This is a genomic window from Lentilactobacillus hilgardii (genome assembly GCF_009832765.1).
In the GTDB taxonomy this organism is placed as follows: domain Bacteria; phylum Bacillota; class Bacilli; order Lactobacillales; family Lactobacillaceae; genus Lentilactobacillus; species Lentilactobacillus hilgardii.
Genome location: NZ_CP047121.1, coordinates 450,921 through 477,667 on the forward strand (window position 1 = coordinate 450,921; position 26,747 = coordinate 477,667).

Sequence of the window (26,747 nt, forward strand, 5' to 3'; positions counted from 1 at the left end):
TATGTAAGAAATTTAGAGGAGCAGTTTTCGAACAGGACGTTAAAACTGCGTTCCTTGGCTAACAAAGATGATTATTTACCAATTAGTATGATGGTACACAAAGTTTGAAATAGATTTGAGGAAGGGGGTGCACACATGAAATGGGGACGTCGTTGGGCATACGGGTTTTTACTATTAGTGGTTATCGTTATTGGCGGCGCCTTAGCTATTAAACAGCATTTAGACGCGCAAAACGCACGCCAGGCTGAGATAAACCGCTCAGAAGGAAACCGTTCTTCCAGCAAAAAAAATGCCAGTCGTTCCAAAAATAAACAAAAAGAGACGGTTAAGTTTCAGGCTAAAGGGTCTGGTGATCATGCTGATACACAAACCAACGATATCACGATGTATTTGAAGAAAAATCATTTTGTGGGGTCGGCTTTGATTATTAAGAACGACCGATTCTTATATCGGCGTGCATTTGGATATGCGAATTACGCGGATAGAATCAAAAATAGAACCAATTCTGAATTCCAAATTTTGTCAATACAAAAGTCTTTAACGGCGGCATGTGTGATGAAACTTGTGCAAGAAAGAAAATTATCATTAAAGACGCCTTTAGCACATTTCTACCCGACAATTTCAAATGCAACCCATATCCAGATTCGCAATATGCTTGATATGGATTCGGGATTGTCAATGAAAGAGGTTGGGTCGACCAGGTTGTTAAACGAGAAACAGGTTGTGGCATTTGCCGTTAAACATTTATCAAGTAAAACGTCTGAGTTTGGTAAATGGCAGTACCAGCCGGTTAATTATGTTCTATTATCTGGTATTATTTCCCGTTTGACCGGAGAGACTTATAAGAAGTATTTTGAACAAACGTTTATAAAGCCCATGAATCTAAAGGGGACCGGATTTGTTCAGGATCAGCCTTTAACGCTTTATAAAACAACGGGTTATCGCTATCAAAAAGCGGATCAGTTCAGTCAAAACTATCGACGGCCCTTTAATGAAACTCAGGCTTCAATGAATAACGAATTGGGTACGGGGCAGGTTTACATGACCGCTTTCGAACTTTTCAAAGCTGAGCATCGTCTTTTACAGGGAAAAGTGATTTCACTATCAAATGTCAGAATTTTACATACACCAGGTAGCTCGTCAACTTATGGAGGTGGTGTCTACAATCAAACAAATGGCATCCGGTCGCACGGCATTGGTTATGGATATGAATCGTCTATCTTGGAATCTCGGGATGGGAAAAATGGCGTCGTCCTTTTAAGCAATAATTATCGACCGGCAGCTTCTATTCAAAATTTGTCAGTTCAACTCTTTAACAGGGTGATGAATGGGGAGCTGAATTAGTTCATTATTTTAAGATTGTAGAACGCATAATTTAACCAACCTATTTTAATGTAGTGTTGACTTTTTTAAAGGGGGAGAGTTTGCATGGCTTTACTAGAGTGGATTCAGAGGCCAGTTGTAAAATTTGTTTTAACGACTTTATTTTACTTTGCGATTATGATGGTTCTCTTTTATCTATACGATTATAGCGGAATCAATCAAGCAAAATTTATTTACAATGACTTTTAACGGGGTGAGTGAGGATGCAAAAGAATTTAATCGACATGGTTGATTCATATGCCGAAACTAAAAGGGATGAAGTTGTTTATCATTACAACAATCAAACAAACACTTATTTAGATTTAAAGCACTATTCAGATGCTCTGGCAAAACACATTGATGCCATGAAGCTACCTGCTAATCAACCGATTATGGTTTTTGGTGGGAAAAGCTTTGAAATGATCGCAACATTTATTGCGATTGTGAAAACCGGCCATTCTTATATCCCTGTAGATGTTGATTCGCCGGATGAGCGGCTGGTATTGATAAATTCTATCGCAAAGCCGGTTGCTGTAGTGGCAGTTGAGGATCTACCTGTCAGCCTTGGGACTGTACCGGTAATCACCAAAAAGGAACTTGGCAACATTTTCTTGGAGCGGGAAGACTATCAAGTGACACATCCTGTCGAAGGAGATCAAACTTTCTATATTATTTTTACGTCTGGAACGACCGGTGTGCCTAAGGGCGTTGAAATCAGCTATCATAACTTAATGAGTTTTGTAGATTGGATGGTAGGCAATGATTTTCAGTTGCCGGATGACTTACAGATGCTGCAACAACCTGCTTATTCGTTCGATTTATCTGTTATGAGTCTGTATCCGACGTTGTTTAAAGGTGGGACATTACACGTCTTATCTAAGAAAATGACAGATAATTTTTTGGTTCTTTTTACAACGTTACCAACACTGCCGATTAATGTTTGGGTTTCGACACCGTCATTTATGAACATTTGCTTGTTGGAGCCGACTTTTAACGCAGAAAACTATCCGGCTTTAACCGATTTCCTCTTTTGTGGAGAGGAGTTAACGGCAAGGACAGCCAAAATGCTAAAGAAAAAGTTTCCTAAGGCCCATGTTTTTAACACTTATGGTCCCACTGAAGCGACTGTGGCTATGACCCAAATTGAAATCACGGATGAGGTCATTCAGAAATTTGACCGCTTGCCAATTGGCTATGTTAAAAACGGTATGCATATCAGAATCATTGATGATGACGGTCATGTTGTTAGTGACGGGAAACAAGGAGAACTTGAAATTTACGGTTCAAGTGTTTCCAAGGGGTATATTAATAATCCGGAAAAAACGAAACGTGTTTTTTCAACACTAAATGATCAACCGGCGTATAAAACAGGGGATGTCGCTACCGTTCGCCAAGATGGCCTGATTCAATATTATGGTCGAAAAGATTTTCAAGTTAAGATAAATGGTTACAGGGTTGAACTTGAAGATGTGGCTATTTTGGTTGATAAACAGAAGTACGTTAAACAAAGTGTGGTTGTTCCAAAATATAATGCACAGCATCAGGTATCAATGTTGATTGCATATATTGTGCCAAATGAAAATCACTTTAATAATGAGCTGGATTTAACGGCAGCAATCAAAAGTGATTTAAAAAATTCAATGATGTCATATATGATTCCTCAAAAAATTATATATAGAAAATCTTTGCCATTAAGCCCTAATGGGAAGGTTGACATTAAATCAGTCATTAACGAGGTTAACTCAAAATGAGATGGTATATTCCTTATGGAAATCCAACGTATTTTATTTGGTTAGCCGTAGCGTTGATACCGTTAATGATTGGCTTGCTTTATGGACACCGGTTTCGATGGTATCAGACATTGGTATCACTGTTCTTCCTGATTTTGACGTTTGGTGGTCCCAACTGGCGGACCGGAATTGCATTAATTTGTTATTTTGTTTATCAGGTTTTACTGGTATCCGCTTATTTTCATTACAGACGTCGGAAAGATTCGCCCAATAAGGGATGGGTGTTTGTTCTATCGGTCATCTTGGCAATTCTGCCATTGGTTGTTGTCAAAGTAACACCCGCTATTCAGTCGGGTAAACAGTCCATTATCGGTTTTTTGGGTATTTCATATATTACGTTTAAAGTCGTTCAGACAATTATGGAGACTAGGGACGGCTTTATAAAGGAGTACCATCCGATTATCTTTGGTCAGTTTCTATTATTCTTTCCAACAATTTCGTCAGGGCCAATTGATCGGTACCGGCGGTTTGTAAGTGACTATGAGGCTGTTCCTGCACAGAAAGATTATCTCGACTTGGTTCAAACAGGTGTCCGATATATCTTTCTTGGTTTTCTTTACAAGTTTGTTTTGGCATACTATTTTGGCTCTGTATTGATGCCTCAAATGCAGTTTGGTGCCATGATGGCCCATGGCTTTTCATGGTATATTGTTGGCTATATGTACACGTATAGTATGGACTTGTTCTTTGACTTCGCAGGCTACAGTTTATTTGCGGTAGGGATCAGTTACTTAATGGGCATTAAAACGCCTATGAATTTCAATCATCCGTTTAAATCTAAAAACATTAAGGATTTTTGGAATCGTTGGCATATGACTTTATCGTTTTGGTTCCGTGACTATATTTTTATGCGGTTAGTCTTCTTTATGATGAAGCACAAGGTCTTCAAAAGTAGAATTACAACCGCAAATGTCTGCTATATCATCAACATGTTAATTATGGGATTTTGGCATGGTGAAACATGGTTCTATATTCTTTATGGGTTACTTCATGGATGTGCATTAGTGGTAAATGATACTTGGCTTCGTTATAAGAAGAAGCATCAAGATAAGATTCCACATAATAAGTTTACAGAACTATTTGCAATCTTTATTACATTTAATTTTGTTTGCTTCACATTCTTGATTTTCTCAGGTTTTCTTAACACGTTGTTTTTTGGACCAAGTAAGTTTTAATGAGTACAAAAATTAAATTATATTGAGGGGTTGACTATTATGGATGATGTAAAAGAAACTGTTCTTTCAATTTTAAATGACTTAACTGGTGAAGATTTTTCAACAAGGTTGGACGAAAATTTGTATGATAGTGCATTATTGGATTCTATGGGGACTGTTCAGTTGTTATTGGATCTCCAGGATAAATTGGGTGTTAATGCACCAATTTCAGAATTTAATCGATCGGAGTGGGATACGCCTTCAAAAATTATTGCAAAGGTTGAAGAATTGAAATGAAAGTAAAAAAGCGTCTTTTTGAAATCTTTGGGCCAATTTTATTTGCGGCTTTACTGATGTTTGCTGTGTTTTTATCACCAACATGGATAAAATTCAGCTATGTCAGTCCCAAAGTTCAGAGGAACGCCGCCGCTTCCTTGTCGCCTTTAATATTGAAGGGCCAGTTAATAAAGCGCAGCGCATTGGAAAACAATTATGTACCGTTTTTTGGTTCTTCTGAATGGTCGCGGTTTGACCCATTTCATCCATCGGTTTTAGCTACTAAGTATCACCGATCGTATCGTCCATTTCTTCTTGGAGCCAGAGGGAGTCAGTCCCTCACCCAATTTTTCGTCATGCAGTCAATTAATCAACAAATGAAAAATAAGAAAGCAGTCTTTTTTGTTTCACCACAGTGGTTTGTGCCAATGGGTGAAGACCCAAATGCCTTTTCTTTTTATTATTCACCGCTTCAAACAACGACCTGGATTCAGCAGGAAAAGGGATCTAAAATGGATCGTTACGCTGCTTACCGATTACTACAGATGCCTTCCGGTGACTCTGATAAAATTATTTCCGGGACCTTGGCAAGAATTGCTGCAGGGCTTAAACCAACATCCTTTCAAATGCTTTATGTTAACTATCGTCATAGGGTATTGTTGAATGAGGATCAGATTTATTCCAGGTTTAGAATCCCGGTTAATAATGCGAAAAAAATTGCTAATAATGCGGCAGAACTACCAAAGACTTATCATTTTCAGCAGTTGGATAAGTTGGCTGGCCAATTAGGTGAACAACATACAAACTCTAATAGGTTTCAGATTGGGAATCGCTTTTGGAATCGCCGCTTAAAGCATCACGTGAAAGCTTTGAAGGGATTTCAATCTAATATGAGTTTCTTGAAATCGCCGGAATACGGCGACTTTCAATTAGTACTAAATCAGTTTGCTAAAGATCATACAAATGTGTTATTTATTATTCCACCGGTTAATCAAAGATGGCAAAAATATACTGGATTGTCTTCAGAGATGTTGAAGCAATTTGATCAAAAGATAACTTATCAATTGCGCTCTCAAGGCTTTAATCATATCGATGATTTAAGTCAAGATGGAAATGTGAATTACTTTATGACAGATACCATTCATCCGGGATGGCGGGGATGGCTGAAGATGGATCAGGAAATTAATCCGTTTTTGACTAAAAAGCAAAAGGCACCTCACTACAGGATCGACAAGAGTTTCTATTCCAAAGGATGGCAACAGGCTGGTTCAGATTTTGATTATGATGGTTATAGAAACGATGGACGGTGACAAGTTTGATTCAAACGACAAAAAGGGTAAGAATGATACTATTCTTTTTCTGTGGGATGCTATTTGCCGGTTCGATTGCAATTCATGGGCTGATGGACGGATATAATCCGATATTAAAAACAAGCAATAAACGATATGATGCACAAATTGTTAAGCGTTCTAATGCGTATTCAATCTATCGTTTTGGACCTTATTTTACCAGTTCAAGCACAAGAACGGCGGATAGCAATGGAAATAAATACCCTAATGACTATGTAAGAGTGATGCAGACCAAGACAACCAAGACCGGCACCTATGCAAAATTAAGGTATTTCAATCAAAATATTGGTTGGATGAATGTTAAGGGACTCAAACCCGTTAGTTTTTCTCAAATAGCAGCGGCCACTATGAAACAGTATGATGTCAGTGGAAGTGCTATATTGGCTTCAGCAGGCAGTAAGCACACTGTCACTGTGAATAATGGATTCGCCAATGCAGCAAAGAAAACTGCGAATAGTAGTGACGGCACGGTACTATATCCTTTAGCATCCCTCCAAAAGGCAATGACGGGCGCAATTATCCAACAATTGATAAGTAGTGGCAACTTGTCTGCCGGGACGAAATTAAGTCGTTATTATCCGCAGGTAAAAGGCAGCAGCAATATTACGATTCAGCAGATGCTGTCAATGTCATCCGGTCTGGATAATAATGATACGACACCGGCTAAGGTGATGACTGAAAATCAGGCCTATACAAGCATGTTGAAACGTTTAGAGTCAACGGGCAAGATGACCTATGATTATAGCGATGTTAATTACGTTTTATTGGCAGGCATTATTGCCAAGGCAACAAAGCAGAGCTATGTTTCAAACCTAAAGACAAGAATTATTAATAAACTTGGCATGAAAAATACAAAGGTTGTTGATAGTAATAATATTGATACGTCCTCGATTGCATTAAGCTATTCTCGAAAGGCAACAACGGATTATACCAGTCCACAATCGGTTTCACTCCCAAGACTCTCTGCAATTCCCGGAGCGGGCAATATGCTCACGACACCGAGTGATTATTACAAGTTTATCTTAGGATTGCAAAACGGTTCCGTCTTAACGGCTAAGCAATATCAACAGTTGTTAAGCTATGGAACGGTTTATTCCGGTGGTATGTATGTTACCCAAAATGGTGTGAAGTACAATAACGGTTCGTTTGGTGGTCAGGGTTATCATTCGGGATATTTCGCAACTACTGGTAATTACCACATGGCCATTGTCTTCGAAAATCAAGATCCACTTGGTTTAACACCGAAAGATTTTGTGAAAAAAATGTATCAGGTTGCAACATATTATTAATTAGACAAAGATATAATCATTAATTATGATTGGTTATTAATAAAACAAGGAGTTGAGGCAAAATCATTTTGCCTCAACTCCTTGTTTTTAATAGCTTAAAGCCATTTGTTGTTTGTTGTGCCAGATTTTATAGAACGCATCTTCAGGCAATGAGTCCTGCTTTTTCGTCCAACAATCGTTAAAATAAATTGCTGAGTTGTTAAATCCCGTCATTAGTAAGGCGTGGGTGTGAAACCCGTCAAATTCACCGACCCATATGACAATGGGGTGACCGGTTGCACTTAAATACTGTTTTAGATCGACCAATGGTTGACCGCTCAAATTGACAGCATTTCCTGCATAGGTTGTCACTAAATCTGTGAGTGCAGATGGGTAAATACTATCACCATCATCAGTGAATGGATTACCAACAAATCCCTGATTGGGGTCAGTCGGATGGTAGGGCATTTCATGTGCCAGCTGAACTTTGTCAACAACGGCACCTGCATATTGAAGCATCATTGTGGTGGCAGTAATCTCGCAGCCGGTTGGGAGTTCTGGGCGCTGAGCAATAACGGGGATTGATAGTTTCATTGATATATACGCTCCTTGATAAGTAGTAAATGTTTATTCTCCTGATATTATATAACGCTTCTGGTTTATCATTGTGATCAACTGTTAAAAATGTTTCCATTCTAAAAGAAAGAATAGTTTTAATGATGAAAGCGCTAACACAAAATGATATAATTAAATCGGTTTAATAAGCGCATTGGGCGATTATTGACTATCATTATATTATTTCGTAATGGTCGGGTACCATTACTTGTTCTGGGGGACTCTATATGAGAAAATCACTTATTGTTGTAACGACCGTTTTGTCAGGCTTGTTTTTCTGGGGCACAGCTAATCAGCAGGAAGCTTCAGCGGCATCGAAGCCTGTTGAGATTTATTTGACACGCCACGGGCAAACGATGTTTAACATTAATGGGCGTGGCCAGGGGTGGGCTGATAGCCCATTAACGGATACCGGGGTTCAAGTTGCACATCAATTAGGCTATGGATTATATGGCTTACATTTTAGTGCTGCATATTCGGCTGATAATATGAGAACGTTTAAAACAGCTCATTATGCACTTGACTCATCCGGCAATGGTAAGGTCAATGTGACTTGGACGCCTAATTTGCGTGAGGGTGGTTACGGTAGTTTTGAAGGTCAAAAATATGACGACGTCAATAAAATTACGATGCCGTTGGTACGGCCTGCAGGAACCTACACTGGACCGCAGGACTTTGGCAAAGCACAGCAGGCACTTGGTAAAGACTTTTGGCCGGCACTTCAAGATGCTTATCATGATGCGGAAACCATTGATGGCGGAAAGTATAGCGATTCAACATTACCGGCCAGCCTAAAAGCCGAATCAGCCAGTCAGGTTATCTCACGGATGGACACTGAATTGACCTCTATCGCTAAGAAAGCTGCTAATAAGGGTGGCAATGTGTTGGTTGTCAGCTCGGGCATGTCCATTCCTGAATGGTTGTCTGCCCAATCAAATTATACGGTCAATGATTTTGTAAATTGGGGCAATGAGGCTGTTATGAAGGTCACATATAAAAACAATCAATTTTACTTTCCGAAATATGTGACTAGCGATACCCTCCTTTATACAATTAATAAAGGAGCCAAGTTGCAACAGTTACCGGCAAACAGATTGAGCGTTAATCAATTTAAGTTGAAGAAAAATGTCCTCACCGGAAAGACTTCTCAAAATGCTTCGTTGACGGTCTTGACCGATAAAGGAGCGACCTTACAAACTGCCAAAGCCAAGCCGGCCGGCACCTTTGGGTTTAAATTAACCAAGAATGCTTTGGACAAAGTTAAGCACTTCAAGCAGTTTAAAGTATTGTCAACGCCAGCCGGTGCTAAGGCATCATTGAATATGAACACCGACGTGGTGACTCAAACTGTTTTTGGAAATAAAACAGCGACTGTTAATGTCATCCAATAACTGGTTTGGAGAATAGAAGCGCAATGATGTTTAACGTTTTTTAAAATACCAATTTGGCGATTAAACAACAAAAGAGGCTGTGGACTTATATGACCGTCCACAGCCTCTTTTATTTGTTCGATTAATATAATTCTATAATCCAGTTTTTCTCTTTATCCGCATCATTTAAATAATCGGGATGGTCAAGCAATTCGGTATTAACACGAGCAACTTTACCCGATTGAGGGGAGTGTATATCTTCTACTGCTTTAGCGCCCTCAAACGAAAAGAATTCTTCGCCGACCTTAACCTCGTTTAGATTTTTAGGGAATGACGCGTACGAGATTTGACCGATTTGGTTTCTGGCTTCGTCGTTAAGTCCAATACGGGTATGTCCTTCTGAAGTTTCTTCCCGCCATAAATAGTTTGAATCATCAATTGGGTTTGCCATGTTAATCATCCTTCCTGTTGTTTCTGTTGATAAACCGGATTGACCATCAAATCTGCCATTTGCGCAGGTGTCAGGTTTCCGATATTGTCTGCCAAATGGGTGTGACTAAAAGCTTCTTCAAGATTATCTTTTTCAAATGGGACGCCGGCTATTTTATCTTCAATTTCTTTTAGATTGCCATTGGCCTTATTGAAATCGCCAAAAAGTTTGGCATGTGAAACAATGCCGTCATTAACTGAAAAGCTGATTTCAACGTTACCGACACCTTCATAATGATTGGAATGGAAATTATCATCGTGATAACGTTTTCCCATTGTCCAAGTTTCATCCTGATAGTCATGACCGGTGATGTCGTTGACTTTTTGCCAGTCAATTTCGGTCATGACGTGAGTTGGAATTTCTTTAATGGTATCTGTTTTAAAAATTTCTTTTAAAATTATTTCTGTTATGTCGTTAATTGAAATATCTTGATACTTGGCGGAGAAATAAGGGCGAATATTTGTTACCCGGCTGTGAACCGACTTAACCCCCTTGGAAGCCAATTTAGATTTCGGCGGATTTAGTGCTTTATCGGCAGCGTCCAAATTGACATCAATCATCAAGGTACCGCCACAATAAAAGCGATTGCCGATTTTAAAAGCTGCCATTCCGGAAAATTTCTTACCATCGACGGTGAGGTCGTTTCGTCCGGTTAAGGCTGCGTTAACACCCAGCTTTTTTAAAACGTTGATGATAGGGGTAGCATACTTTTTAAAGTTCATATAGTTAGTCCCGTCATCAGTGTCCACAAAAGCATACGTCAGATTGCCGGAATCAACGTAAACAGCACCACCGCCACCGGCTCGGCGGGTGATTTGAATATGATTTTGTTTGATATAATCCAAATTCAGTTCGGAATACACATTTTGGTTGGCACCGATAACAACCGATGCTTTAAGAGGCCGAGACCATTCGAACAACGTATCCGTAAATTGATCGTTTGTCATTAAATACCGGGAAACACTTTCAAACATCGTTGGATTTCCCATGTACTGCGTACCGGTAGAAAGATCTACATATCGCAATTTAGCACGTCTCCTTTCAATTAAGTAACCGTTTTCGTAGTTAAGTATAGCATTTCCCAAAATTTTAGAGAAAGAAAGGGATGTTTTGATAGGAGTTGATATCGTCGGCCTCAGGAACTATAGTTAAGAATGTGATTTTAGTTGATCTAATTAGTACATAAATGGGGGCCTTAATAGAATATGAAACGATTTTTAATGATTTTTTCAACACTGGCAATTACTGCAGTGATTGGTTTGGCGTTATTGGCTGGTTTTGGTTCAAGAAAAACAACCTATGCAAAGTATAAAGCGATCGGGTCAACGGTTAATTGGCATGACCCATCGGAAAGTCGGCCATATCCAAATTTAAAAAACGAGTCAAACCTTTGGATATACGTCAGTACCAAAAATCAACGTGTTTATTTGCATGGCAATGGTCAGGTGATTTATAAGATGTACTGTTCAACTGGGGAGGCCTCATCGCCAACACCCAAAGGGACCTTTCACATTCAAGCCCAACGTGGTAAATCATTTTATAATGCGGCCTCGGGTGAAGGTGCCAACTACTGGGTATCATGGTTGGATCATGGCGTTTACCTTTTCCATAGTGTGCCAGTGACCAAGACTGGGCAATATATCCCTTCCCAAGCTGAAAAATTAGGAACGCCGGCATCTCATGGGTGTGTTCGCTTAACGGTTGCCGATGCTTATTGGATGTATAGAAATATTCCTTATGGGACAAAAGTTGTTATTAAATGAAAAAATTAAAACGAGGGACTGAGTCAAAAGTGAATTTGATTCAGTCCCTCGTTTTTATAAAAATAAAATAATATCACTAAAATGCGTGACAAAAACCGACCTTGTGCTTTGTTGGCACACGATGTTTCTAGTATACTTCCACAATCCAGTTTTTATTTCGATCGGCACTATTGATCAGGTCGGGCTGATAAAGTAGTTCTGTATGAAACCTAACGACTTCTCCACTTTCCGGAGAATGAAGAACGGTTGTGTCGCTAACGGTATTGGGGCTCTCAAGCGTCAAGAAATCATGCCCATCACGAATTTCTTTATCGGATGTTGAGAATGTGACTGAGGAAATTTCGCCGAACTCTTCACGAGCGGCATCACTTAAGCCGATCCTAAAGTTGCCGTCATTGGCACGAGCTTTCCAGAAGTAACGTGAATCATCAATTGTACCAGCCATGTTAATCATCCCTTCACGGTTTTATTCTTAACCTCTATTATCGGTCTTATTGTGGAAATTTGATAGGAAAAGGGCGTGGATTTTTTCAGAATATTAAAAAAGGTTGGAATTTGTTCTTTTTGATACGGTCTTGTTCAGAATCAATGATTATCGGTAGCACGTTTTGAAGCAAATTTTCAGCTGTATTATCGTGATAGTCAAACAACGTTGGAGCAAGAACTTTTCTGCTTCAGCGTTGTTTGACTTGTTTTATAAAATTTATCGGATATCTAAGGGTTGTTTACTGGTCGGCTTTGGAAACTGGGTATCAAGTTTTGCCAGATCATCATCAGAAAGTGTGATTAAACCGGCTTTCACGTTGTCAACAGCGTGTTTAGGATCACCTGATTGAGGAATGGCAAGTGTACTGCCGTCGCGAATTGCCCAAGCCAGCAAAATCTGCCATGGTGTTGCGTGATGCACTTCGGCAACTTCTTTAACGGCTGAATGATTGATTAATTGACCGCGTTCGTCACCAGCGGCTACCGGTGTGTAGGCAATCAAAGGAATGCCCTGCTGACGCTGCCAGGGAAGAAGGCTGTATTCGATACCGCGACTGCCGAGATTATAAAGGTCTTCGTTTGCGGCTACCTGATCGCCACCCGGCAAATCAAGCAACTCTTTCATATCTGGGAGGTCAAAATTGGAAACGCCCCAGTGCTTGATTTTACCCTTTTTCTGCATTAATTGGAGTGTTTCAACGGTTTCACTTAATGGAACGGCGCCTCGCCAGTGATAGAGGTAGAGGTCCACGTAGTCGGTACCGAGCAGCTTCAAACTGATATCCAAGCGGTGTTCCATTCTATCAGCGGAGGCGTTGGAAGGAAGAACCTTGTCAATTAAGAATAAGTGATCACGATTAATATTGGCAATGGCTTCACCAACCAGATTTTCACTGCGGCCGTTGCCGTACATTTCCGCAGTATCAATGACGTTTGCGCCGGCATCGATACCGGCTTGGATTGCTTTGATTTCTGTTGAACGGGTTGCTGCAGAATCTCCCATATGCCAGGTACCAAGGCCGATTGCCGGAACCGTTCTGTCGCCAAGATGTAAGTCTTTCATAAAAAATTAGCCTCCTAATTGATTAGAAATGTGTTTTCAACTGTTCCTTTGATACTTAAAAACATTGTGAAAACGTGACGCTAGGTTCATTATAGGAGTGAAAAACGGGTTAATCAATCAGTTCCTGATGCGTAACCAGTTAAAAATCTTTTCGGCATCTTTGAATGGTACGTAGCGGATTTCGACTTGTTCGTTATGATTTCCGTGCCGAACATTTACTCGCAGGTGTGCCAGTTTTTTATGTGACATCCAAATGGATTGGTTAAGACTGAAGGACTGGACATTCTTTTTGGGAATAATGAATTCGGTTCTTGTGAAAAGCCAACCGGATTGCATGATCAACTGATCGCCATGGAGTTGCCAGCCGGTATTACTTGATGAGTACCAACCCAGGAAGAATGAGATGATCAATAAAAGCAGACTGAATGCGCCCCAGAGTCTAAAGAAATAAATGCAGCCGGCAATTGGAATCAGTGTCCAAAGAATGGCATTTCGAATAAAATAAAAATAATTTTGTCTTGGCAATCTTTCAAGTGAAATAAACTGATCCGGCGCCCAACTCACAAAGGGCTTTAATTGGTTGAAAACGTCGTGAGTTTTGATAACCGGTAAAATCATCATGTCGTTGCCCTTATCATCGTCTCCTGCCGAAGAAGCGGCTAACGCCTGAACAGTTGAAATTTTGGCCCACTGTCGGAGAACGTTTTGTTTAACCCTAAGGGCTTGGATGCGGTTGATAGGGATGGTGACAGATTTTCTTTGAAACAGGCCCTGGTAGGTTTTTAATTGGTTTGATTCGGAAGTTAAGGTGAATTTATAATATTTTTGAACGAGTGAAAGATAGGATCCTACCACCGCAATGATGACAATTAATAAGACAATCCCGCTGATAATCAGGATAGATTGCGAGATGATTTCCTTGGTGACCGTGTTGACGAGACGTTGGGGGATGTACTCCTGAATTTTGCCATAAAGAGCAGCTAAGATCCCCATTAACGGCAGGATACCAAATGAAGTCAAAGCAAATACATTAAGATCATGAGGATTTATTTCGTAATGGTGAGTGGCCGCTAATGGTGTTGAAGAATCAACTGTGGGTTTCGCTGATTGATCTGTTGTTAAGTCCGGAGTTGTTGAACTTCCCTTAACTGCTAAGCGTTTACGATCGATTTCTTCACGAACGCTTTCGGAAACGACCGGTAACGTGACTTCAGGACGATGACTTTCGTGACCGGCCGTCTCAATTTTTAATTGTTCCAAATGCAGTGGTTTCAAAAAGAACCATTGACTGCGTTGGATTGTCTGAATCCGACCGTAGGGGATGTGCGTGTGACGTTTAACAAAGATGCCGGAATTAATGGTTATCATATCGCCGCCGATTTGAAAGGTGAAAAAGAAAAATTTCAGTAATCCGACAATAATAACCAGGCTCAATAGTGTTCCAATGACGACCCAGAAGTTGGTTCGTTGAGACGGAAGGGCGATAAGGGCAAAAATTCCCCAGTTAAGAATGCCTTTGTAAGCATAGTAAAATAAAGAAAATGGGTTTAGATGTTGCTTTGGCGCTTCAGACGTCATTTTCTTTCACCTCCACGGCCAATTGCATGATTTGGCGGCGTAATTGCTCGGCTGTTTGTGGTTCCAGCCCATCAATTTTGTGTGAGGTTGAGGCAGTTGTAATTTGAACTGTTTGTAGCTTTTGTGATTGAAGAATAGGTCCAGCTGAAAGGGTGACGTCCTGCACACGTGCGATTGGAATTGAAACAAGCTTTTTGAAAATGTAGCCGGATTGTAATTCAACGGCATCGGCGGTTAGGTTATAGCGCCAAAAGGCATAACGGTACGAAACCAATATCAGCTCAAATATGAGATCAATGATTGCAATTGCACCAAAGCCTATTCCCGGCCAAAACAACCATTGCCAATTGAAAAAAATGAATGCGATGTAACAGCCGATTGCAATGATGAGTAGGACGGCAAAGTTGATGAAGGCGGAGATCCGCCAAACGTTTTTAATCTTTTCTGGTAAATGGGTTCCTTCTGTCAAAATAAATCACTCCTCTTAATATGTATTGCCCTTACGTGAAGTGTACAGAATAGCTATTGAAAAATCCAATTCTTATTATGTTATTATTGTTCTTTTGTGTAGACACGCCGAGAAGAATGGCGTTATACTATCCTTTATGCGGTCTACGACTTTAAAAAGGGGATGATTAATTGTCAGTAAAAGTAAGGAACGCCATTATTGTGCTGATTTTTGGAAATTTTTTGGTTTGTATCGGGATGAGTCTGATTTTTCCGGTGATGCCGTTTATTAAAAATGAACTTCATCTGTCGGCAACCGATATGGGTATTATGAATTCACTATTTGCCTTTGCGCAATTGATTGCTTCCCCAATTGTTGGTCAGATTTCCGATCGAATTGGCCGAAAGCCTGTTTTGGTCTGGGGATTAGGGCTATATATGATTTCTGAAATTCTATTTGCGGCAACAAATTGGTTGTGGATGTTTGATATTTCACGGACAATCGGTGGCTTGTCAGCTGCAATGGTCGTGCCGACAACCAACGCTTTGGCAGCGGACTTAACGACGCCAAGGCAACGGGCCAGAGTGATCGGCCTGCTTTCGGCAGCTTTTAGTGGTGGCTTGATTTTAGGCCCGGGTATTGGTGGCTTCCTCGCTAAAATCGATTATAAAACACCGTTTTGGTGTGCAGCTGTCTTAGGGCTACTCAGTATGATTTCGCTACAAACCATGTTACCGAGTGAAAAAGAAATCGAAAGTATTGCAAAGGATAATATTGTCCCACCAATTTCGAAGGGGCCAAGTCGTGCAACTTGGGAACAAACCAAACGGCTATTCGGCGGTCCTATGAAAATCCTGTTCCTATTGATTCTGATATCATCATTTGGATTAGTTGGCTTTGAGAGTATTTACAGTTTGTATGTCAATGAGGTATTCGGATTTACGATCGGCAATATTGCCTTGGTATTAACGTTGAATGGCTTATTATCACTGATGTTTCAGGCACTTTTATTCGACCGTTTGGTGACCTGGCTAACGGAGAAGCGATTAACCAGATACTGTTTCTTCTTGGCAGCCGCCGGAACGGTTTGGATTATTCTCGCCCATAGTAAACTTGAGGTGATTATTGCAACTTTGATCGTCTTCACATCATATGATCTCATTCGACCGGCAATCACAACCCTTTTAACGAAGGCAAGTGCGACGGGACAAGGTTTGATTAACGGTGTTAATATGTCACTAACAAGTGTTGGTAACATCATTGGACCGATTATGTCGGGTGCCTTGTTGGATATGAACTATCATGTTCCATATGTGATAGTGGCAGCGTTTCTGGCCTTGTCGTGGTTGATGACGTACATGGTTAAGGATCATTTTACTGTAACAATTTGAGGTATCATCTGTATTAGAAAGCACTTGAAAATGATTTATAAAACAATCAGTTTGGTCCTTTCTACCAAGCTGATTTTTATTTTCAAAAAATGTTAGTTTTGGTTGACAAAGACTAACTAACTATCTATAATTCACTTTGTTAGTTTAATCAGAAAGAGACTAACTAAATAATGAGATTAAGGAAAGTGAACAAAATGACTTACAATTCTCAGGAACTTTTAAATCTTTTTGGCCGTTTGTTTCAACAACGTGCTTTCATGTCTGCCGCAATTAAAAGCGTTCAATTTGGCCGTTCCCAGGATCCACAAAAGAATCCAAATCAGTTGCGCGTTCTTCATGAACTGGCGGAAAAGAAAGCATTAACGAATACTGACATTGTTGAAGCGTTGGACATTCGACCAAGTTCGGTCAGTGCGATGGTAAGTAAATTAGAGGCCGCCGGCTTAATCGAACGGCATGAATCCCCGGATGATAAACGGGTGATGTTGATTTCATTAACAGCAAAGGGACAAAACATGATTGATGATTCTCGGCAGTTCACGGATCAACTATCCGAGTCGCTTTTCTCGTCACTGACGGACGATGAACAGCAGCAACTTCGCAAATTATTGAGTAAATTGATTACCGATCTGGAACAAAAAATGCCGGAAAATTGGTCAGAGCCCAAAAATTTTGCGGATTTTATGAGAATGGCTCATGATTGGCACCACAATATGGACGGATTAAATCGTGACTTTCCATTTGGCGGATTTAATCGGAACCGGGATTAGGGGGTAAGATTATGGAACAGGTTATGCAGCGACCCACCAGGCCAAAGAACAAATCAAAATTCAAAATTAAAGGGTTTCTGCGGCTGATTGCGCAAATCAAGCCCAAGTATTGGCAATTGGGTGTAGGGCTTTTGCTGGGAATGATTGCCACGGGAATGCAATTAGCTGTGCCAAAGTTTGCCAAAGATTTGATCAACCAGTTGGGTCATCATCTCAACACGCAATTGGTCATCGGCGTGATTCTGCTTTTTGTGGCGAGTGCGTTGATTAGTGCCTTTTCTGGTGCGATATTGGGCTTCTTCGGTGAAAACGTTGTTTATAAGCTTCGAGGGAAGCTATGGCAGAAATTATTGGTATTGCCGGTCAACTATTACGATGAAACCAAATCCGGTGAGATTACCTCGCGATTGGTAAATGATTCTACTCAAGTGAAGGATTTGCTTGCCAATTCTTTGCCGAATATGGCAACGTCACTTCTTCAACTGGTGGGCGCATTTATTCTAATGCTGGTTATGGACTGGAAAATGACCATCATGATGTTTATTGCCGTTCCGTTGGTTATTTTGGCAATTCTGCCTGTGGCAAACAAATCTCGAAAGATTGCGCATGCCCGTCAGGATGCCCTGGCTGATTTTAATGGCTCGGCAAGCGAGATTTTAAGCGAAGTTCGGCTTGTTAAATCATCAAATGCCGAAGCAGTCGAGCGGCAATCCGGTCATAACCGCATTTCAAAGCTTTATCAAATCGGGTTAAAAGAGGCGATTTATGATTCCGTCGCAGGACCATTGATGACAATGGTGATGATGGGGATGGTTGTAGCGATGTTGGCCTATGGTGCCAGCAGGGTAGCCCAAGGTACGATGGATATGGGGACACTGTTCTCATTTCTGATGTATTTGGTTCAAATGGTTGGTCCGTTTGCGACCCTCGGGCAATTCCTTTCAGCAACTGCCAAAGCCAGTGGATCGACTGACCGGATTCAAGAATTACTTGGCACATCCGAGGAGAATCAGGTTGATGGGCACCCTGTTGATGCACAAGGTCAAACGTTAAGTATGAACAAAGTTGATTTTGCTTATGAGGACGGTAAATCTGTGTTAAATAAGGTTTCGTTTGAAGCTAAGCCAAATTCGATTGTGGCCTTTGCCGGACCTTCAGGCGGTGGTAAATCAACGATCTTTAGTCTGCTTGAACGTTTTTATCAACCAACTGGCGGCACAATCAAAATAGGCAACCAGAATCTTGAATCGGTTAACTTGACGGACTGGCGGGAACAGATCGGGTTGGTTAGTCAAGATGCTGCTATTATGGCTGGAACGATTCGTTACAATTTAACCTATGGTCTCAGCGGTCAGTATTCGGATGAGCAGTTGTGGCACGTTCTTGAAATGGCATACGCTAAGGAATTTGTTGAGGCGATGCCGGATGGGCTGGATACCCAGGTTGGTGAGCGGGGTGTTAAAGTCTCCGGTGGTCAACGCCAACGTTTGGCGATTGCCCGGGCATTCTTACGTGATCCTAAAATTCTGATGCTGGATGAAGCAACTGCCAGCTTGGATTCGGAATCGGAAATGATGGTTCAAAAAGCGTTGGAAAAACTGATGCATAATCGAACCACTTTGGTCATTGCACACCGTTTGAGTACGATTGTGGATGCCGATCAAATCTACTTTATAGAAAAGGGTCACGTCAGCGGTCACGGCACTCATAAACAGTTGGTAGCGGAGTTACCATTGTACCGTGAATATGTAGAAAATCAGATGAGTATGTAATCTGATTGACGTAAAACGACTATCAGAACTTCGACAATCATATTATCATTTAATGATATGAATCCCATTATAAAGTTTAAACGATAATAGTTTGATAGTTAAAGAGGGTCTCAACAATCGAGTCATTAATTGTTGAGACCTTCTTTTGGATATATAATGAGCATTATTTTTTATTTTTCAGTAAGATTGGCTGTCAAAATTCTCAGAACCATTTGTTGTTCTTAGCCATATTAACCGCTTCTAAGCGATTGTGAACGCCGAGTTTACTGAAAATAGCTGAAAGATAATTACGGACGGTACCATTAGATAAGAAAAGCTTTTCAGCAATTTCTTTAGTCGTATCACCATCAGCGGCGGACTTTAGGACGACCATTTCCTGATCACTCAAAGGGTTATCCGCCGCGTTAACCATATTGCGAACTAATTCTGGATCGTAGATTGTTTGGCCGGCCATGACATTTCGGATGGCTGTTACCAAGTCATCGCTTGGACTATCTTTCAAAAGATAACCGCTGACTTTGGCTTTTACCGCTCGCGCAAAATAAGCCTTTTGAGCAAAAGTCGTTAAAATAATGACTTTAGTTGCTAAATGGGCTGCCAGGATGTCATCGGCAACATCCAGTCCGGTAGCTTTTGGCATTTCAATATCCAAAATGGCAATATCCGGTTTTAATCGATTAATATCCAGCCAAGCTGTTTGACCATCACCACTGGTACCGAGGACTTTGAGATCGTCTTCCAAGTTCAGAAGCTGTGCAAGTGCTGAACTCAACATACTTTGATCTTCTGCTAAATACAAGGTAATCATTTTATCTCGGCCTCCTTTGACCATTGGGCGGAAACAAGTGTCCCGATTTTGTTTGATTGGATATTGAATTGGCCACCATCGGCTTGAACGCGTTCCTGCATCCCTGATACGCCATGAGACCCCTCGCGACTATAGTTAATGCCATGGCCGTTGTCTTGAATTGTAACTTGATAGGAATCGTTGTCTGGTCGACTGAAAGAAATCAGCACCAAAGTCGCTCGACTATGACGAATGACATTGGTAATCGCCTCTTGCAGGATTGGCGTTACTTTAATTTGAATAGCAGTCGGCCATTTATTGGCATCCTGTTCGCCTTCTGTTTGAAGGTTGATCTGGGCTTCTTGAAGATTCTTTTGTTGCTTGATCATTGACTCGTCAATCATTTCTTGGCGAAGATTATTAACAATATTTCTGACCAATTGAAGGTTTTGACGACTGGTATCAATAATATCATCGAGTTCTGCAGGGACCTTTTCCGGCTGTTTCTCGAGTAGTTTTTTAGCAAGTTGGGACTTAACGGTAATCATTGAAAAGGATTGACCAAGTGTATCGTGCAGGTCCCTGGCGATTCGTTCACGTTCGCCGCGTTTAATGACTGATTGCAAACGTTGGTTGGTACGGGCAAGGTCCTGCATGTGCTTCATGGACCTGGACAAGCTATAAGCAAAGATTGGTGAGACGGCAGGTAAAATAAATGACCACAAATCAAGGTTCACAGGATTCAGAATTTTCAAATTAATCATTTCGCCAATAAATGTCGCATAATAAACAGTCGCGAAAAGCCTAAAGTAACGTTTTGGCGCGTAAGCTAAAATGGATGAAATTTGCCATCCCGGAAAAATCAGGATCCAGAAGTTATTATCAAAAAATGTAAAGATCATTCCGATCAGCGTCTCAGCTACCATACCGGCTATTTGGTATTTTTGGGAGGCTGAAGTGATCACGTAAGCAATCAGAAAAAGAAAGGTCATTCCAATCCAAAACCAATCGTTTGACGTTTTGGGAGGAATTTTATCTGAAATGTCTTCTATCAAAAAGATTAGCCAAATATACGAGTACCAATAGGTTTTTAAATTAGACCGCAGTCCCTTGATCATTTTTCAGTTCTCCACTCTTTTGAACCAATTTAATCAGTACAAAAATTAGTACTAATATGATGACGGTCCAAATGACTATTCCCATAATATCATGAATTGGTAGGGATTGATTATTGATCGCAAGATTGATCATTTTACTGGTGAGGTAAGTCGGTGTGGCTTTACCGATGGTCTGAACCCAATTCGGCATCATCGAGATTGGCCACCACAAGCCACTGATGACGGCTAACGGAAAGACAGTTAAATTTGCAATAATACTGGTTAATTGGGGTGTTTTGGCAAATGAGGAAAGAACGCCAACCCCCATGATTGGCAGCGTACCAAGAACAGCAATGACAATAACAGTAATGGATTCACCTAAAGAGAGATTGATATGCCACGTTAGTTTTGCGACAAGCTGCATTAAAATAATGGCCAGCATGTTGACCAGCGACATGATAATACCGATTGAAATATAGTAGTACTTGGTGCCTCTAGGTGTGAGTGATAATGCCGAGAGCAGTTTGTGCTGACGGTCGTTCTGCATAATTTGTCCCAGCCCAAACATGGCGTTAATCAAGACACTGTACACGATCATACTGCCAAGGTATTGCTTGGCAAAAACCAATTCCTGAGCAGTGGTTCCCGAAATCAGAACCTTTGTGAATAGGATATAGAAGCCAATTGGCATTAAGATGGTGAAAAATAAATAGTTGAAGTTTCGTAAAAAAACGCGTTTTGCATTAAAGCTGATTTGATATCCCAATGTTTTCATCTTAATGATCCCCCTTATTTGTCATTTCCAAAAAGATTGACTCCAATGATTCACGCGTAATCGTGATGTCATGCAGCTGATCGATAAAAGGCAACAGCGCCTTCAACGTTAAATCGGTATCGTTACTGATTAAGGTCATATTGGCGTCGGTTTGAGTGGCAGATTCAACGGCTGGTAAATGTGTGAACAATGATCGTTCCAGCTGTGTGTTGAAATTGAATTGACCATTATCATGGTGGCTTTGAAGTGTCTGCCAAGTACCAACGTAACGGAATTGCCCGTCTTGTAAAATGGCGATTCTGTCAGCCACTTTTTGAATTTCCTCAAGATAGTGGCTGGTAATGACAATAGTGACGTTTTGCTGACGCAACTTTTCAATATAGCGCCAAAAATTTTGCCGAGTTTCTGCATCCATACCCACGGTTGGTTCATCTAAAAATAAGAGTTGCGGATTTGACACAATGGCACTGGCAAAACTGACTTTTCGACGTTGACCACCGGATAGTTTATTCATGAGTTGATTTTGAATATCTGTAAGGCCAAGTTCCTTTATGACCGTTTCGGGATTCTTGGGATGGGTTGCTTGTGCCGCAAATAACTTAATGAACTCTCTTACTGTGACATTGTTAATTTGTAAATCATCTTGAAACATTGTAGCCACCTTTTCTTTAACGATGGTGCTTCCCGGTTGGCTGTCCAAAACGGTAATGGTATGATTGTGGGAGCTTAAGATGCCCTGGATGAGATTGAGCAGGGTGGTCTTTCCGGCACCGTTTGGACCGACCAACCCAAAGATTTCGCCTGATTGAATTTGCAAATTCAGATGATCAAGTACCCGCTTATTAGGGTATGCAAAGGATAAGTTTTTTAATTGAATAGCAGCTGTCATGTTGCCCGCCTCTTTCTTTTATCTGTTTTTATAGTAGATGCAACGAATAAGTTTGTTAACGAAACAGCATTTGTCATATAGGTCACTTCTTTTTCCTATCTACAGTCATAGTATATATTGATGGCTATTTGGCTTGTAGTAAGGATTGTCATGAATAGGGATGACAAATGTCACATGATTCTTTATGAAAAAAAGGCCCTTTTCATTGTGAATCAATTTCATTGGAAGTATACTGTAAGCGGATACAAAAATGAAAACGGAGGCGTTTATTATGGCAGAAAAAGTAGCGTTTGTTACAGGCGGCGGTCAAGGAATCGGTGAAGCAATTGCAACACGGTTACACGAAGATGGATTTAAGGTAGCAGTTGCGGATTTGAATATCGATAATGCAAATAAGGTAGCCGCTAAATTATCGCCGGATGGCAGTCAGGCCATTGGCGTTAAGGTAGATGTTGCAGATCGTGATTCTGTCTTTTCGGCTGTTGATGAAACTGTGGATAAATTGGGCGGCTTTGACGTAATTGTCAATAATGCAGGCCTTGGACCAACCACACCTCTGGACACCATTACACCGGATCAGTTTCGACTCGTATACGGCGTTAACGTTGGTGGCGTTCTCTGGGGTGCTCAGGCCGCTCACCAAGCCTTCAAGAAATTAGGACACGGTGGTAAGATTATCAATGCAACTTCACAAGCCGGTGTTGTCGGGAATCCTAACCTGGCCCTTTATTCAGGAACCAAATTTGCCGTTCGTGGGATCACTCAAGTGCTTGCTCGTGATTTGGCTGAAGAAGGGATTACGGCCAATGCTTATGCACCAGGTATTGTTAAGACACCGATGATGTTTGATATTGCACATCAAGTTGGTAAGAATGCCGGTAAGGACGATGAGTGGGGCATGCAAACATTCGCAAAAGATATTGCTTTGAAACGATTATCAGAGCCCGAAGATGTTGCAGCTGCTGTCTCATTCCTTGCTGGTAAAGACTCTAATTATATTACCGGCCAGACAATTATTGTTGATGGCGGGATGCAGTTCCATTAATTAATTGGTGTGTCGTTTAAATAAGGATTTATTATTAAGCTTACGAAGGGTCAAGGCAAAATCTGCTTTGACCCTTTTGGTGTGTCCTTACTGGGCCCTTAAATTGATGGGGTGAAGTCAGTCAGCATACTAACCCCTACGTGATTGATTTAGCTTCTGAAGTCGCTTAAGATAATATTTGATGCACCATTGGGGGGGATTACATGTCATCAAATCAAAAAGTCGTCAATACGGAACGCAAGATTAAATCGGCTTTTATTTATCTGACAGAAACAAAAGGAATAAAAGCGATGACTGTGAGCGATATTACTAAATTTGCAAGGATTAACCGCAGCACGTTTTACACGCATTATCGTGATAAAACAGCGATGGTAAGCGATTTTGAAGATCAGATATTAACTCATATTGAAAAATTAGTGTTGGATCATTCGGATGAGAAAATCGGCTATCAGGACGTTTCTGAAGGGACACCCCACGTCTGTGCGGCGGTTGAAACGGTCGTTGATTATCTCAATCAAGAATTTAACATGTCCCGAGCGTTATTGGGTCCGGGCGGGGATTCCCAACTTGAGGTAAAAATCAGAAAATTATTGGGTCGACTAATTGATAGGCAGTTGGCTGAGGTGAAAGGGCAAACCGGGCCGACTAAAATCCCTGATAATTTTGCTCGGGAAATTATTGTTTCGGGATTAATGAGCATCATTAAGGTTTGGCTTACAGAAGGTAATCCCGAGACGCCCAAAGAAATTTCAACCATTATCATGAAGACCAGGTATCTGAGCCCCTTTGACCTTTTGGACGTTAAAAAGGCATAGGATGGAATATTCGGGCGCCTTTTTTATAACGATGCTTAAAATTGAATTATTCACAATTTAAATAAAAAATATATGCAATAAACCCTACTGTTAATAGGCAATTAAGGGTTTTCCCTAATTTGTTGAAAGCGCTATTTCACAATTTGATGAACGATGTTATATTGATGCCAAGAATCCAATTATTCTTAAGGGGTGGCCAAAATGTTAAAAGAAGTTCATATGCCAAAATTAAGCCCAAAGTCTGACGATTACTTTTTCGGTGAGTGGATCAAGAAACCCGGAGAAGCGGTTAAGCAGGGCGATATCCTATTTGAGGTTGAGACGGATAAAGTGATTAGTCAGGTTGAAAGTGAAGAAAATGGTGTCTTAAAGGAACAGAAGGTTGCGACGGGTGATACGACCAAGGTTGGAGATCTAGTTGCGACAATCGAAGTTTCGGATAGCTAAAGGGGAAATCACAAATGGAAAAGAAAGAAGCACCAAAGAAGCCGGATTGGTTAAAAGTGACGTATGATCAAAAGAAAGTTGACCAAATGAATCAATTATTGTCCGGTTTGAAACTGAACACGGTTTGTGCGGAAGCTAATTGTCCCAATTTGGGCGAATGCTTTGGGAGCGGGACGGCTTCGTTTATCATTTTAGGCCCTAACTGTACCCGGGCCTGTCGATTCTGCGATATTCCCCATGGTCACCCAAAGCCTGTTGATTTAATGGAACCATACCGGGTCGCCGAGGCTACCAAGCGATTGGGATTAAGCCACGTGGTTGTTACCAGTGTTGATCGAGATGACCTGCCGGATCTTGGTGCCGACCAGTTTGTTAAGACAATCAATGAAATCAGGAGATTAAACCCGGATACCACGATTGAAGTATTGACACCGGATTTTCAAGGACATGAGGATTGTTTGGATAAAGTGATTGCGGCCAAACCGGATGTTTTCAACCATAATATGGAAACGGTGCGCTCAATTACGCCAAAGGTTCGGCACCGTGCTACTTATGATACCTCACTTAAAGTTTTGAAATATGTCAAACAGCATGCGCCAAAGACGACCTTTGTCAAGACAGGGATCATGCTTGGCCTTGGTGAAACTGATGAGGAAGTTTATCAGCTAATGGACGACTTGAGAGCGATCGATGTGGACTTTTTAACAATTGGTCAATATGTTCAACCGGGCCCTAAAAATTACCGATTGCGTGAATGGGTTCCAATGAAACGTTACGCAACTTATTATCGTGAAGCCAGGAAACGCGGATTCAGATTTGTCGCAAGTTCCCCACTTGTTCGAAGCTCTTATAAAGCCAAAGAAGAGTTGGAGGCAGTTTACGGAAAATGATTTATTTACCCGTGACGTCGACTGACGTTTATCATAATTTTGCGTTGGAATATTATCTGATGAGTGAAAAGCATTTTAAAGAACCGGTGTTTATGCTGTGGTCCACGACGCCAACGGTGATGCTTGGTAAATATCAGGACGCTGCGGCTGAATTAAATCTTGATTATATTAAAAAACACGGGGTACACGTTGTTAGACGCTATTCTGGCGGTGGGACGATTTATACGGATCAGGGCGGTTATCAGTTTACGTTGATTTATCCAGATGAACACTCGGAAATTGACTTTTCAGCCGGATTGACACTTATTAAAGCGGCTTTGAATCAGATTGGCATCAAAGCTGAAACAGATAGTCGAAACGACTTGGTTGTCGACGGACGAAAGGTTTCCGGGAGCGCTCAGTATGTGACGCCCGGATACAAGCTGCATCATGGCAGTTTGTTGTTTGACTCAGATTTGGATACCATGGCGCATGCGTTGAGGGTCGATCCGGTTAAGCTAAAGGCAAAGCGGATTGCTTCCGTTCATCAGCGAACCGTTAATTTGAAGGAGCAACAGCCACTTTGGTCGGCTTCGGAGTTCAGAGAGCGTTTATTAGAAGCGTTTTTAGCGGCTGGACAATATCAAAAATATCAGCTGACTGACCAAGACGAAGACAGGATTTCGGCGATTGCAACCCAACGTTTTGCAAATCCTGATTTTATTTATGGGCAGGGCAATCGTTTTGAACATACCGGCAAACGTTACTTTAAAGGTGGCGGCTTGGCACAGATCAGTTATACGCTCAGCAATCATCAATTAAAAGATGTTCGGTTATCTGGTGACTTTTTCAGTAACTTGGATAGGGATAGCTTTGAAGCGGCTTTAATTGGTGCTGTCTTTGATCAAAAGACAATTTCAAGAATTATTAAGAATCAGCTTGATATAGCGCCAATCATGGGTATCAGTGCGGATCAATTAACATCGCTGCTATTTTCATCAGAATTAAATTAGGGTATGATGAGCTTTAAAAGTTGCTTGATTTTAGTCGCTTCAAGTGATTCTTTAAGGCTTTTTTC

28 protein-coding genes are annotated in these 26,747 nt (G+C 41.0%); 17 read left to right on the forward strand and 11 right to left on the reverse strand.

Annotated features, from left to right (window positions below; all coding sequences use genetic code 11):
* Positions 1 to 135 precede the first annotated feature (135 nt).
* From GQR93_RS02050 to GQR93_RS02080, 7 genes are all read left to right on the forward strand, one after another.
* The gene (locus GQR93_RS02050) at positions 136 to 1,344 is read left to right on the forward strand and encodes a serine hydrolase domain-containing protein (RefSeq protein WP_003551862.1); all 1,209 of its coding nucleotides are present in this window, start codon (positions 136 to 138) and stop codon (positions 1,342 to 1,344) included.
* Between the two features lie 84 nt (positions 1,345 to 1,428).
* Positions 1,429 to 1,572, forward strand: a complete 144-nt coding sequence (locus GQR93_RS02055; protein WP_003551863.1) for a teichoic acid D-Ala incorporation-associated protein DltX — start codon at positions 1,429 to 1,431, stop codon at positions 1,570 to 1,572.
* 14 nt (positions 1,573 to 1,586) lie between these two features.
* On the forward strand, positions 1,587 to 3,113 hold the full coding sequence (dltA, locus tag GQR93_RS02060; protein WP_003551864.1) for a D-alanine--poly(phosphoribitol) ligase subunit DltA: 1,527 nt from the start codon (positions 1,587 to 1,589) through the stop codon (positions 3,111 to 3,113).
* A complete protein-coding gene (dltB, locus tag GQR93_RS02065; protein ID WP_003551865.1) occupies positions 3,110 to 4,327 on the forward strand; it encodes a D-alanyl-lipoteichoic acid biosynthesis protein DltB in 1,218 nt (405 codons plus the stop codon). The genes dltA and dltB overlap by 4 nt, the downstream gene beginning before the upstream one ends.
* Positions 4,328 to 4,366: 39 nt before the next feature.
* Positions 4,367 to 4,603 (forward strand): D-alanine--poly(phosphoribitol) ligase subunit DltC, encoded by a 237-nt coding sequence (dltC, locus tag GQR93_RS02070; RefSeq protein ID WP_003551866.1) that lies wholly within the window; start codon positions 4,367 to 4,369, stop codon positions 4,601 to 4,603.
* Positions 4,600 to 5,892 carry a D-alanyl-lipoteichoic acid biosynthesis protein DltD gene (gene dltD / locus GQR93_RS02075; protein ID WP_003551867.1) on the forward strand — a complete coding sequence of 431 codons (1,293 nt, stop codon included), beginning with the start codon at positions 4,600 to 4,602 and terminating at the stop codon, positions 5,890 to 5,892. The genes dltC and dltD overlap by 4 nt, the downstream gene beginning before the upstream one ends.
* Positions 5,893 to 5,924: 32 nt before the next feature.
* Positions 5,925 to 7,220: a serine hydrolase gene (locus tag GQR93_RS02080; protein ID WP_003551868.1), complete on the forward strand. Its 1,296-nt coding sequence runs from the start codon at positions 5,925 to 5,927 to the stop codon at positions 7,218 to 7,220.
* An 87-nt stretch (positions 7,221 to 7,307) separates the two neighbouring features.
* Here the strand turns inward: GQR93_RS02080 and GQR93_RS02085 are convergent, their stop codons facing one another.
* Positions 7,308 to 7,793, reverse strand: a complete 486-nt coding sequence (locus GQR93_RS02085) for a C39 family peptidase (RefSeq protein WP_003551869.1) — start codon at positions 7,791 to 7,793, stop codon at positions 7,308 to 7,310.
* 248 nt (positions 7,794 to 8,041) lie between these two features.
* On the opposite strand from GQR93_RS02085, the gene GQR93_RS02090 reads away from it, so the two are divergent.
* Positions 8,042 to 9,205 (forward strand): histidine phosphatase family protein, encoded by a 1,164-nt coding sequence (locus GQR93_RS02090; protein WP_003551870.1) that lies wholly within the window; start codon positions 8,042 to 8,044, stop codon positions 9,203 to 9,205.
* A 121-nt stretch (positions 9,206 to 9,326) separates the two neighbouring features.
* Here GQR93_RS02090 and GQR93_RS02095 read toward each other — a convergent pair whose 3' ends face one another.
* Both GQR93_RS02095 and GQR93_RS02100 read right to left on the reverse strand, forming a co-directional pair.
* A complete protein-coding gene (locus tag GQR93_RS02095; RefSeq protein WP_003551871.1) occupies positions 9,327 to 9,644 on the reverse strand; it encodes a glycine cleavage system protein H in 318 nt (105 codons plus the stop codon).
* A complete protein-coding gene (locus tag GQR93_RS02100) occupies positions 9,641 to 10,699 on the reverse strand; it encodes a lipoate--protein ligase (RefSeq protein WP_003551872.1) in 1,059 nt (352 codons plus the stop codon). The genes GQR93_RS02095 and GQR93_RS02100 overlap by 4 nt, the downstream gene beginning before the upstream one ends.
* Positions 10,700 to 10,879: 180 nt before the next feature.
* On the opposite strand from GQR93_RS02100, the gene GQR93_RS02105 reads away from it, so the two are divergent.
* Positions 10,880 to 11,437 carry a L,D-transpeptidase gene (locus GQR93_RS02105; RefSeq protein ID WP_003551873.1) on the forward strand — a complete coding sequence of 186 codons (558 nt, stop codon included), beginning with the start codon at positions 10,880 to 10,882 and terminating at the stop codon, positions 11,435 to 11,437.
* Positions 11,438 to 11,564: 127 nt separating this feature from the next.
* Here GQR93_RS02105 and GQR93_RS02110 read toward each other — a convergent pair whose 3' ends face one another.
* The 4 genes from GQR93_RS02110 to GQR93_RS02125 all read right to left on the reverse strand — a co-directional run bounded on the left by GQR93_RS02110 (position 11,565) and on the right by GQR93_RS02125 (position 15,033).
* On the reverse strand, positions 11,565 to 11,882 hold the full coding sequence (locus tag GQR93_RS02110) for a glycine cleavage system protein H (RefSeq protein WP_225430378.1): 318 nt from the start codon (positions 11,880 to 11,882) through the stop codon (positions 11,565 to 11,567).
* A gap of 258 nt (positions 11,883 to 12,140) precedes the next feature.
* On the reverse strand, positions 12,141 to 12,986 hold the full coding sequence (locus GQR93_RS02115) for an aldo/keto reductase (protein ID WP_003551875.1): 846 nt from the start codon (positions 12,984 to 12,986) through the stop codon (positions 12,141 to 12,143).
* 117 nt (positions 12,987 to 13,103) lie between these two features.
* The gene (locus GQR93_RS02120) at positions 13,104 to 14,564 is read right to left on the reverse strand and encodes a PH domain-containing protein (RefSeq protein WP_003551876.1); all 1,461 of its coding nucleotides are present in this window, start codon (positions 14,562 to 14,564) and stop codon (positions 13,104 to 13,106) included.
* On the reverse strand, positions 14,554 to 15,033 hold the full coding sequence (locus tag GQR93_RS02125) for a PH domain-containing protein (protein WP_003551877.1): 480 nt from the start codon (positions 15,031 to 15,033) through the stop codon (positions 14,554 to 14,556). The genes GQR93_RS02120 and GQR93_RS02125 overlap by 11 nt, the downstream gene beginning before the upstream one ends.
* 170 nt (positions 15,034 to 15,203) lie before the next feature.
* Between GQR93_RS02125 and GQR93_RS02130 the strand changes: the two genes are divergently transcribed.
* The 3 genes from GQR93_RS02130 (at position 15,204) to GQR93_RS02140 (ending at position 18,945) form a co-directional block, all read left to right on the forward strand.
* Entirely contained in the window at positions 15,204 to 16,403 is a 1,200-nt protein-coding gene (locus GQR93_RS02130) for an MFS transporter (RefSeq protein ID WP_035444278.1), read from the forward strand.
* Positions 16,404 to 16,597: 194 nt separating this feature from the next.
* Entirely contained in the window at positions 16,598 to 17,173 is a 576-nt protein-coding gene (locus GQR93_RS02135) for a MarR family winged helix-turn-helix transcriptional regulator (protein ID WP_035444279.1), read from the forward strand.
* Between the two features lie 11 nt (positions 17,174 to 17,184).
* Positions 17,185 to 18,945, forward strand: a complete 1,761-nt coding sequence (locus GQR93_RS02140; RefSeq protein ID WP_003551880.1) for an ABC transporter ATP-binding protein — start codon at positions 17,185 to 17,187, stop codon at positions 18,943 to 18,945.
* Between the two features lie 202 nt (positions 18,946 to 19,147).
* On the opposite strand, the gene GQR93_RS02145 is transcribed toward GQR93_RS02140, so the two are convergent.
* The 4 genes from GQR93_RS02145 to GQR93_RS02160 are packed head-to-tail and all read right to left on the reverse strand — an operon-like array spanning position 19,148 to position 22,493.
* Positions 19,148 to 19,753: a response regulator transcription factor gene (locus tag GQR93_RS02145; RefSeq protein ID WP_035444280.1), complete on the reverse strand. Its 606-nt coding sequence runs from the start codon at positions 19,751 to 19,753 to the stop codon at positions 19,148 to 19,150.
* A complete protein-coding gene (locus GQR93_RS02150; protein ID WP_003551882.1) occupies positions 19,750 to 20,850 on the reverse strand; it encodes a sensor histidine kinase in 1,101 nt (366 codons plus the stop codon). Before GQR93_RS02150 ends, GQR93_RS02145 begins: the two co-directional genes overlap by 4 nt.
* On the reverse strand, positions 20,828 to 21,604 hold the full coding sequence (locus GQR93_RS02155; protein ID WP_003551883.1) for an ABC transporter permease: 777 nt from the start codon (positions 21,602 to 21,604) through the stop codon (positions 20,828 to 20,830). Before GQR93_RS02155 ends, GQR93_RS02150 begins: the two co-directional genes overlap by 23 nt.
* A 1-nt stretch (position 21,605) precedes the next feature.
* Positions 21,606 to 22,493, reverse strand: coding sequence for an ABC transporter ATP-binding protein (locus GQR93_RS02160; protein WP_003551884.1), 888 nt, complete (start codon positions 22,491 to 22,493; stop codon positions 21,606 to 21,608).
* A 271-nt stretch (positions 22,494 to 22,764) separates the two neighbouring features.
* Between GQR93_RS02160 and GQR93_RS02165 the strand changes: the two genes are divergently transcribed.
* The 5 genes from GQR93_RS02165 to GQR93_RS02185 all read left to right on the forward strand — a co-directional run bounded on the left by GQR93_RS02165 (position 22,765) and on the right by GQR93_RS02185 (position 26,682).
* A complete protein-coding gene (locus GQR93_RS02165) occupies positions 22,765 to 23,538 on the forward strand; it encodes a (S)-acetoin forming diacetyl reductase (protein ID WP_035444281.1) in 774 nt (257 codons plus the stop codon).
* A gap of 203 nt (positions 23,539 to 23,741) precedes the next feature.
* The gene (locus GQR93_RS02170; protein WP_003551886.1) at positions 23,742 to 24,353 is read left to right on the forward strand and encodes a TetR/AcrR family transcriptional regulator; all 612 of its coding nucleotides are present in this window, start codon (positions 23,742 to 23,744) and stop codon (positions 24,351 to 24,353) included.
* Positions 24,354 to 24,554: 201 nt separating this feature from the next.
* Positions 24,555 to 24,800, forward strand: a complete 246-nt coding sequence (locus GQR93_RS02175; protein ID WP_003551887.1) for a biotin/lipoyl-containing protein — start codon at positions 24,555 to 24,557, stop codon at positions 24,798 to 24,800.
* A 14-nt stretch (positions 24,801 to 24,814) separates the two neighbouring features.
* Positions 24,815 to 25,690, forward strand: a complete 876-nt coding sequence (lipA, locus tag GQR93_RS02180; RefSeq protein ID WP_003551888.1) for a lipoyl synthase — start codon at positions 24,815 to 24,817, stop codon at positions 25,688 to 25,690.
* The gene (locus tag GQR93_RS02185) at positions 25,687 to 26,682 is read left to right on the forward strand and encodes a lipoate--protein ligase (protein ID WP_003551889.1); all 996 of its coding nucleotides are present in this window, start codon (positions 25,687 to 25,689) and stop codon (positions 26,680 to 26,682) included. The genes lipA and GQR93_RS02185 overlap by 4 nt, the downstream gene beginning before the upstream one ends.
* Positions 26,683 to 26,747: the final 65 nt, after the last annotated feature.

Coding starts and splice junctions, on each gene's coding strand:
- GQR93_RS02145 (WP_035444280.1), bottom strand. CDS start 19,753: ATGATTACCTTGTATTTAGCAGAAGATCAAAGTATGTTGAGTTCAGCA.
- GQR93_RS02090 (WP_003551870.1), top strand. CDS start 8,042: ATGAGAAAATCACTTATTGTTGTAACGACCGTTTTGTCAGGCTTGTTT.
- GQR93_RS02050 (WP_003551862.1), top strand. CDS start 136: ATGAAATGGGGACGTCGTTGGGCATACGGGTTTTTACTATTAGTGGTT.
- GQR93_RS02105 (WP_003551873.1), top strand. CDS start 10,880: ATGAAACGATTTTTAATGATTTTTTCAACACTGGCAATTACTGCAGTG.
- lipA (WP_003551888.1), top strand. CDS start 24,815: ATGGAAAAGAAAGAAGCACCAAAGAAGCCGGATTGGTTAAAAGTGACG.
- GQR93_RS02155 (WP_003551883.1), bottom strand. CDS start 21,604: ATGAAAACATTGGGATATCAAATCAGCTTTAATGCAAAACGCGTTTTT.
- GQR93_RS02170 (WP_003551886.1), top strand. CDS start 23,742: ATGTCATCAAATCAAAAAGTCGTCAATACGGAACGCAAGATTAAATCG.
- GQR93_RS02160 (WP_003551884.1), bottom strand. CDS start 22,493: ATGACAGCTGCTATTCAATTAAAAAACTTATCCTTTGCATACCCTAAT.
- GQR93_RS02085 (WP_003551869.1), bottom strand. CDS start 7,793: ATGAAACTATCAATCCCCGTTATTGCTCAGCGCCCAGAACTCCCAACC.
- dltB (WP_003551865.1), top strand. CDS start 3,110: ATGAGATGGTATATTCCTTATGGAAATCCAACGTATTTTATTTGGTTA.
- GQR93_RS02150 (WP_003551882.1), bottom strand. CDS start 20,850: ATGATCAAGGGACTGCGGTCTAATTTAAAAACCTATTGGTACTCGTAT.
- GQR93_RS02080 (WP_003551868.1), top strand. CDS start 5,925: ATGATACTATTCTTTTTCTGTGGGATGCTATTTGCCGGTTCGATTGCA.
- GQR93_RS02135 (WP_035444279.1), top strand. CDS start 16,598: ATGACTTACAATTCTCAGGAACTTTTAAATCTTTTTGGCCGTTTGTTT.
- GQR93_RS02120 (WP_003551876.1), bottom strand. CDS start 14,564: ATGACGTCTGAAGCGCCAAAGCAACATCTAAACCCATTTTCTTTATTT.
- GQR93_RS02055 (WP_003551863.1), top strand. CDS start 1,429: ATGGCTTTACTAGAGTGGATTCAGAGGCCAGTTGTAAAATTTGTTTTA.
- GQR93_RS02140 (WP_003551880.1), top strand. CDS start 17,185: ATGGAACAGGTTATGCAGCGACCCACCAGGCCAAAGAACAAATCAAAA.
- GQR93_RS02165 (WP_035444281.1), top strand. CDS start 22,765: ATGGCAGAAAAAGTAGCGTTTGTTACAGGCGGCGGTCAAGGAATCGGT.
- GQR93_RS02185 (WP_003551889.1), top strand. CDS start 25,687: ATGATTTATTTACCCGTGACGTCGACTGACGTTTATCATAATTTTGCG.
- dltC (WP_003551866.1), top strand. CDS start 4,367: ATGGATGATGTAAAAGAAACTGTTCTTTCAATTTTAAATGACTTAACT.
- dltD (WP_003551867.1), top strand. CDS start 4,600: ATGAAAGTAAAAAAGCGTCTTTTTGAAATCTTTGGGCCAATTTTATTT.
- GQR93_RS02095 (WP_003551871.1), bottom strand. CDS start 9,644: ATGATTAACATGGCAAACCCAATTGATGATTCAAACTATTTATGGCGG.
- GQR93_RS02115 (WP_003551875.1), bottom strand. CDS start 12,986: ATGAAAGACTTACATCTTGGCGACAGAACGGTTCCGGCAATCGGCCTT.
- GQR93_RS02110 (WP_225430378.1), bottom strand. CDS start 11,882: ATGGCTGGTACAATTGATGATTCACGTTACTTCTGGAAAGCTCGTGCC.
- dltA (WP_003551864.1), top strand. CDS start 1,587: ATGCAAAAGAATTTAATCGACATGGTTGATTCATATGCCGAAACTAAA.
- GQR93_RS02175 (WP_003551887.1), top strand. CDS start 24,555: ATGTTAAAAGAAGTTCATATGCCAAAATTAAGCCCAAAGTCTGACGAT.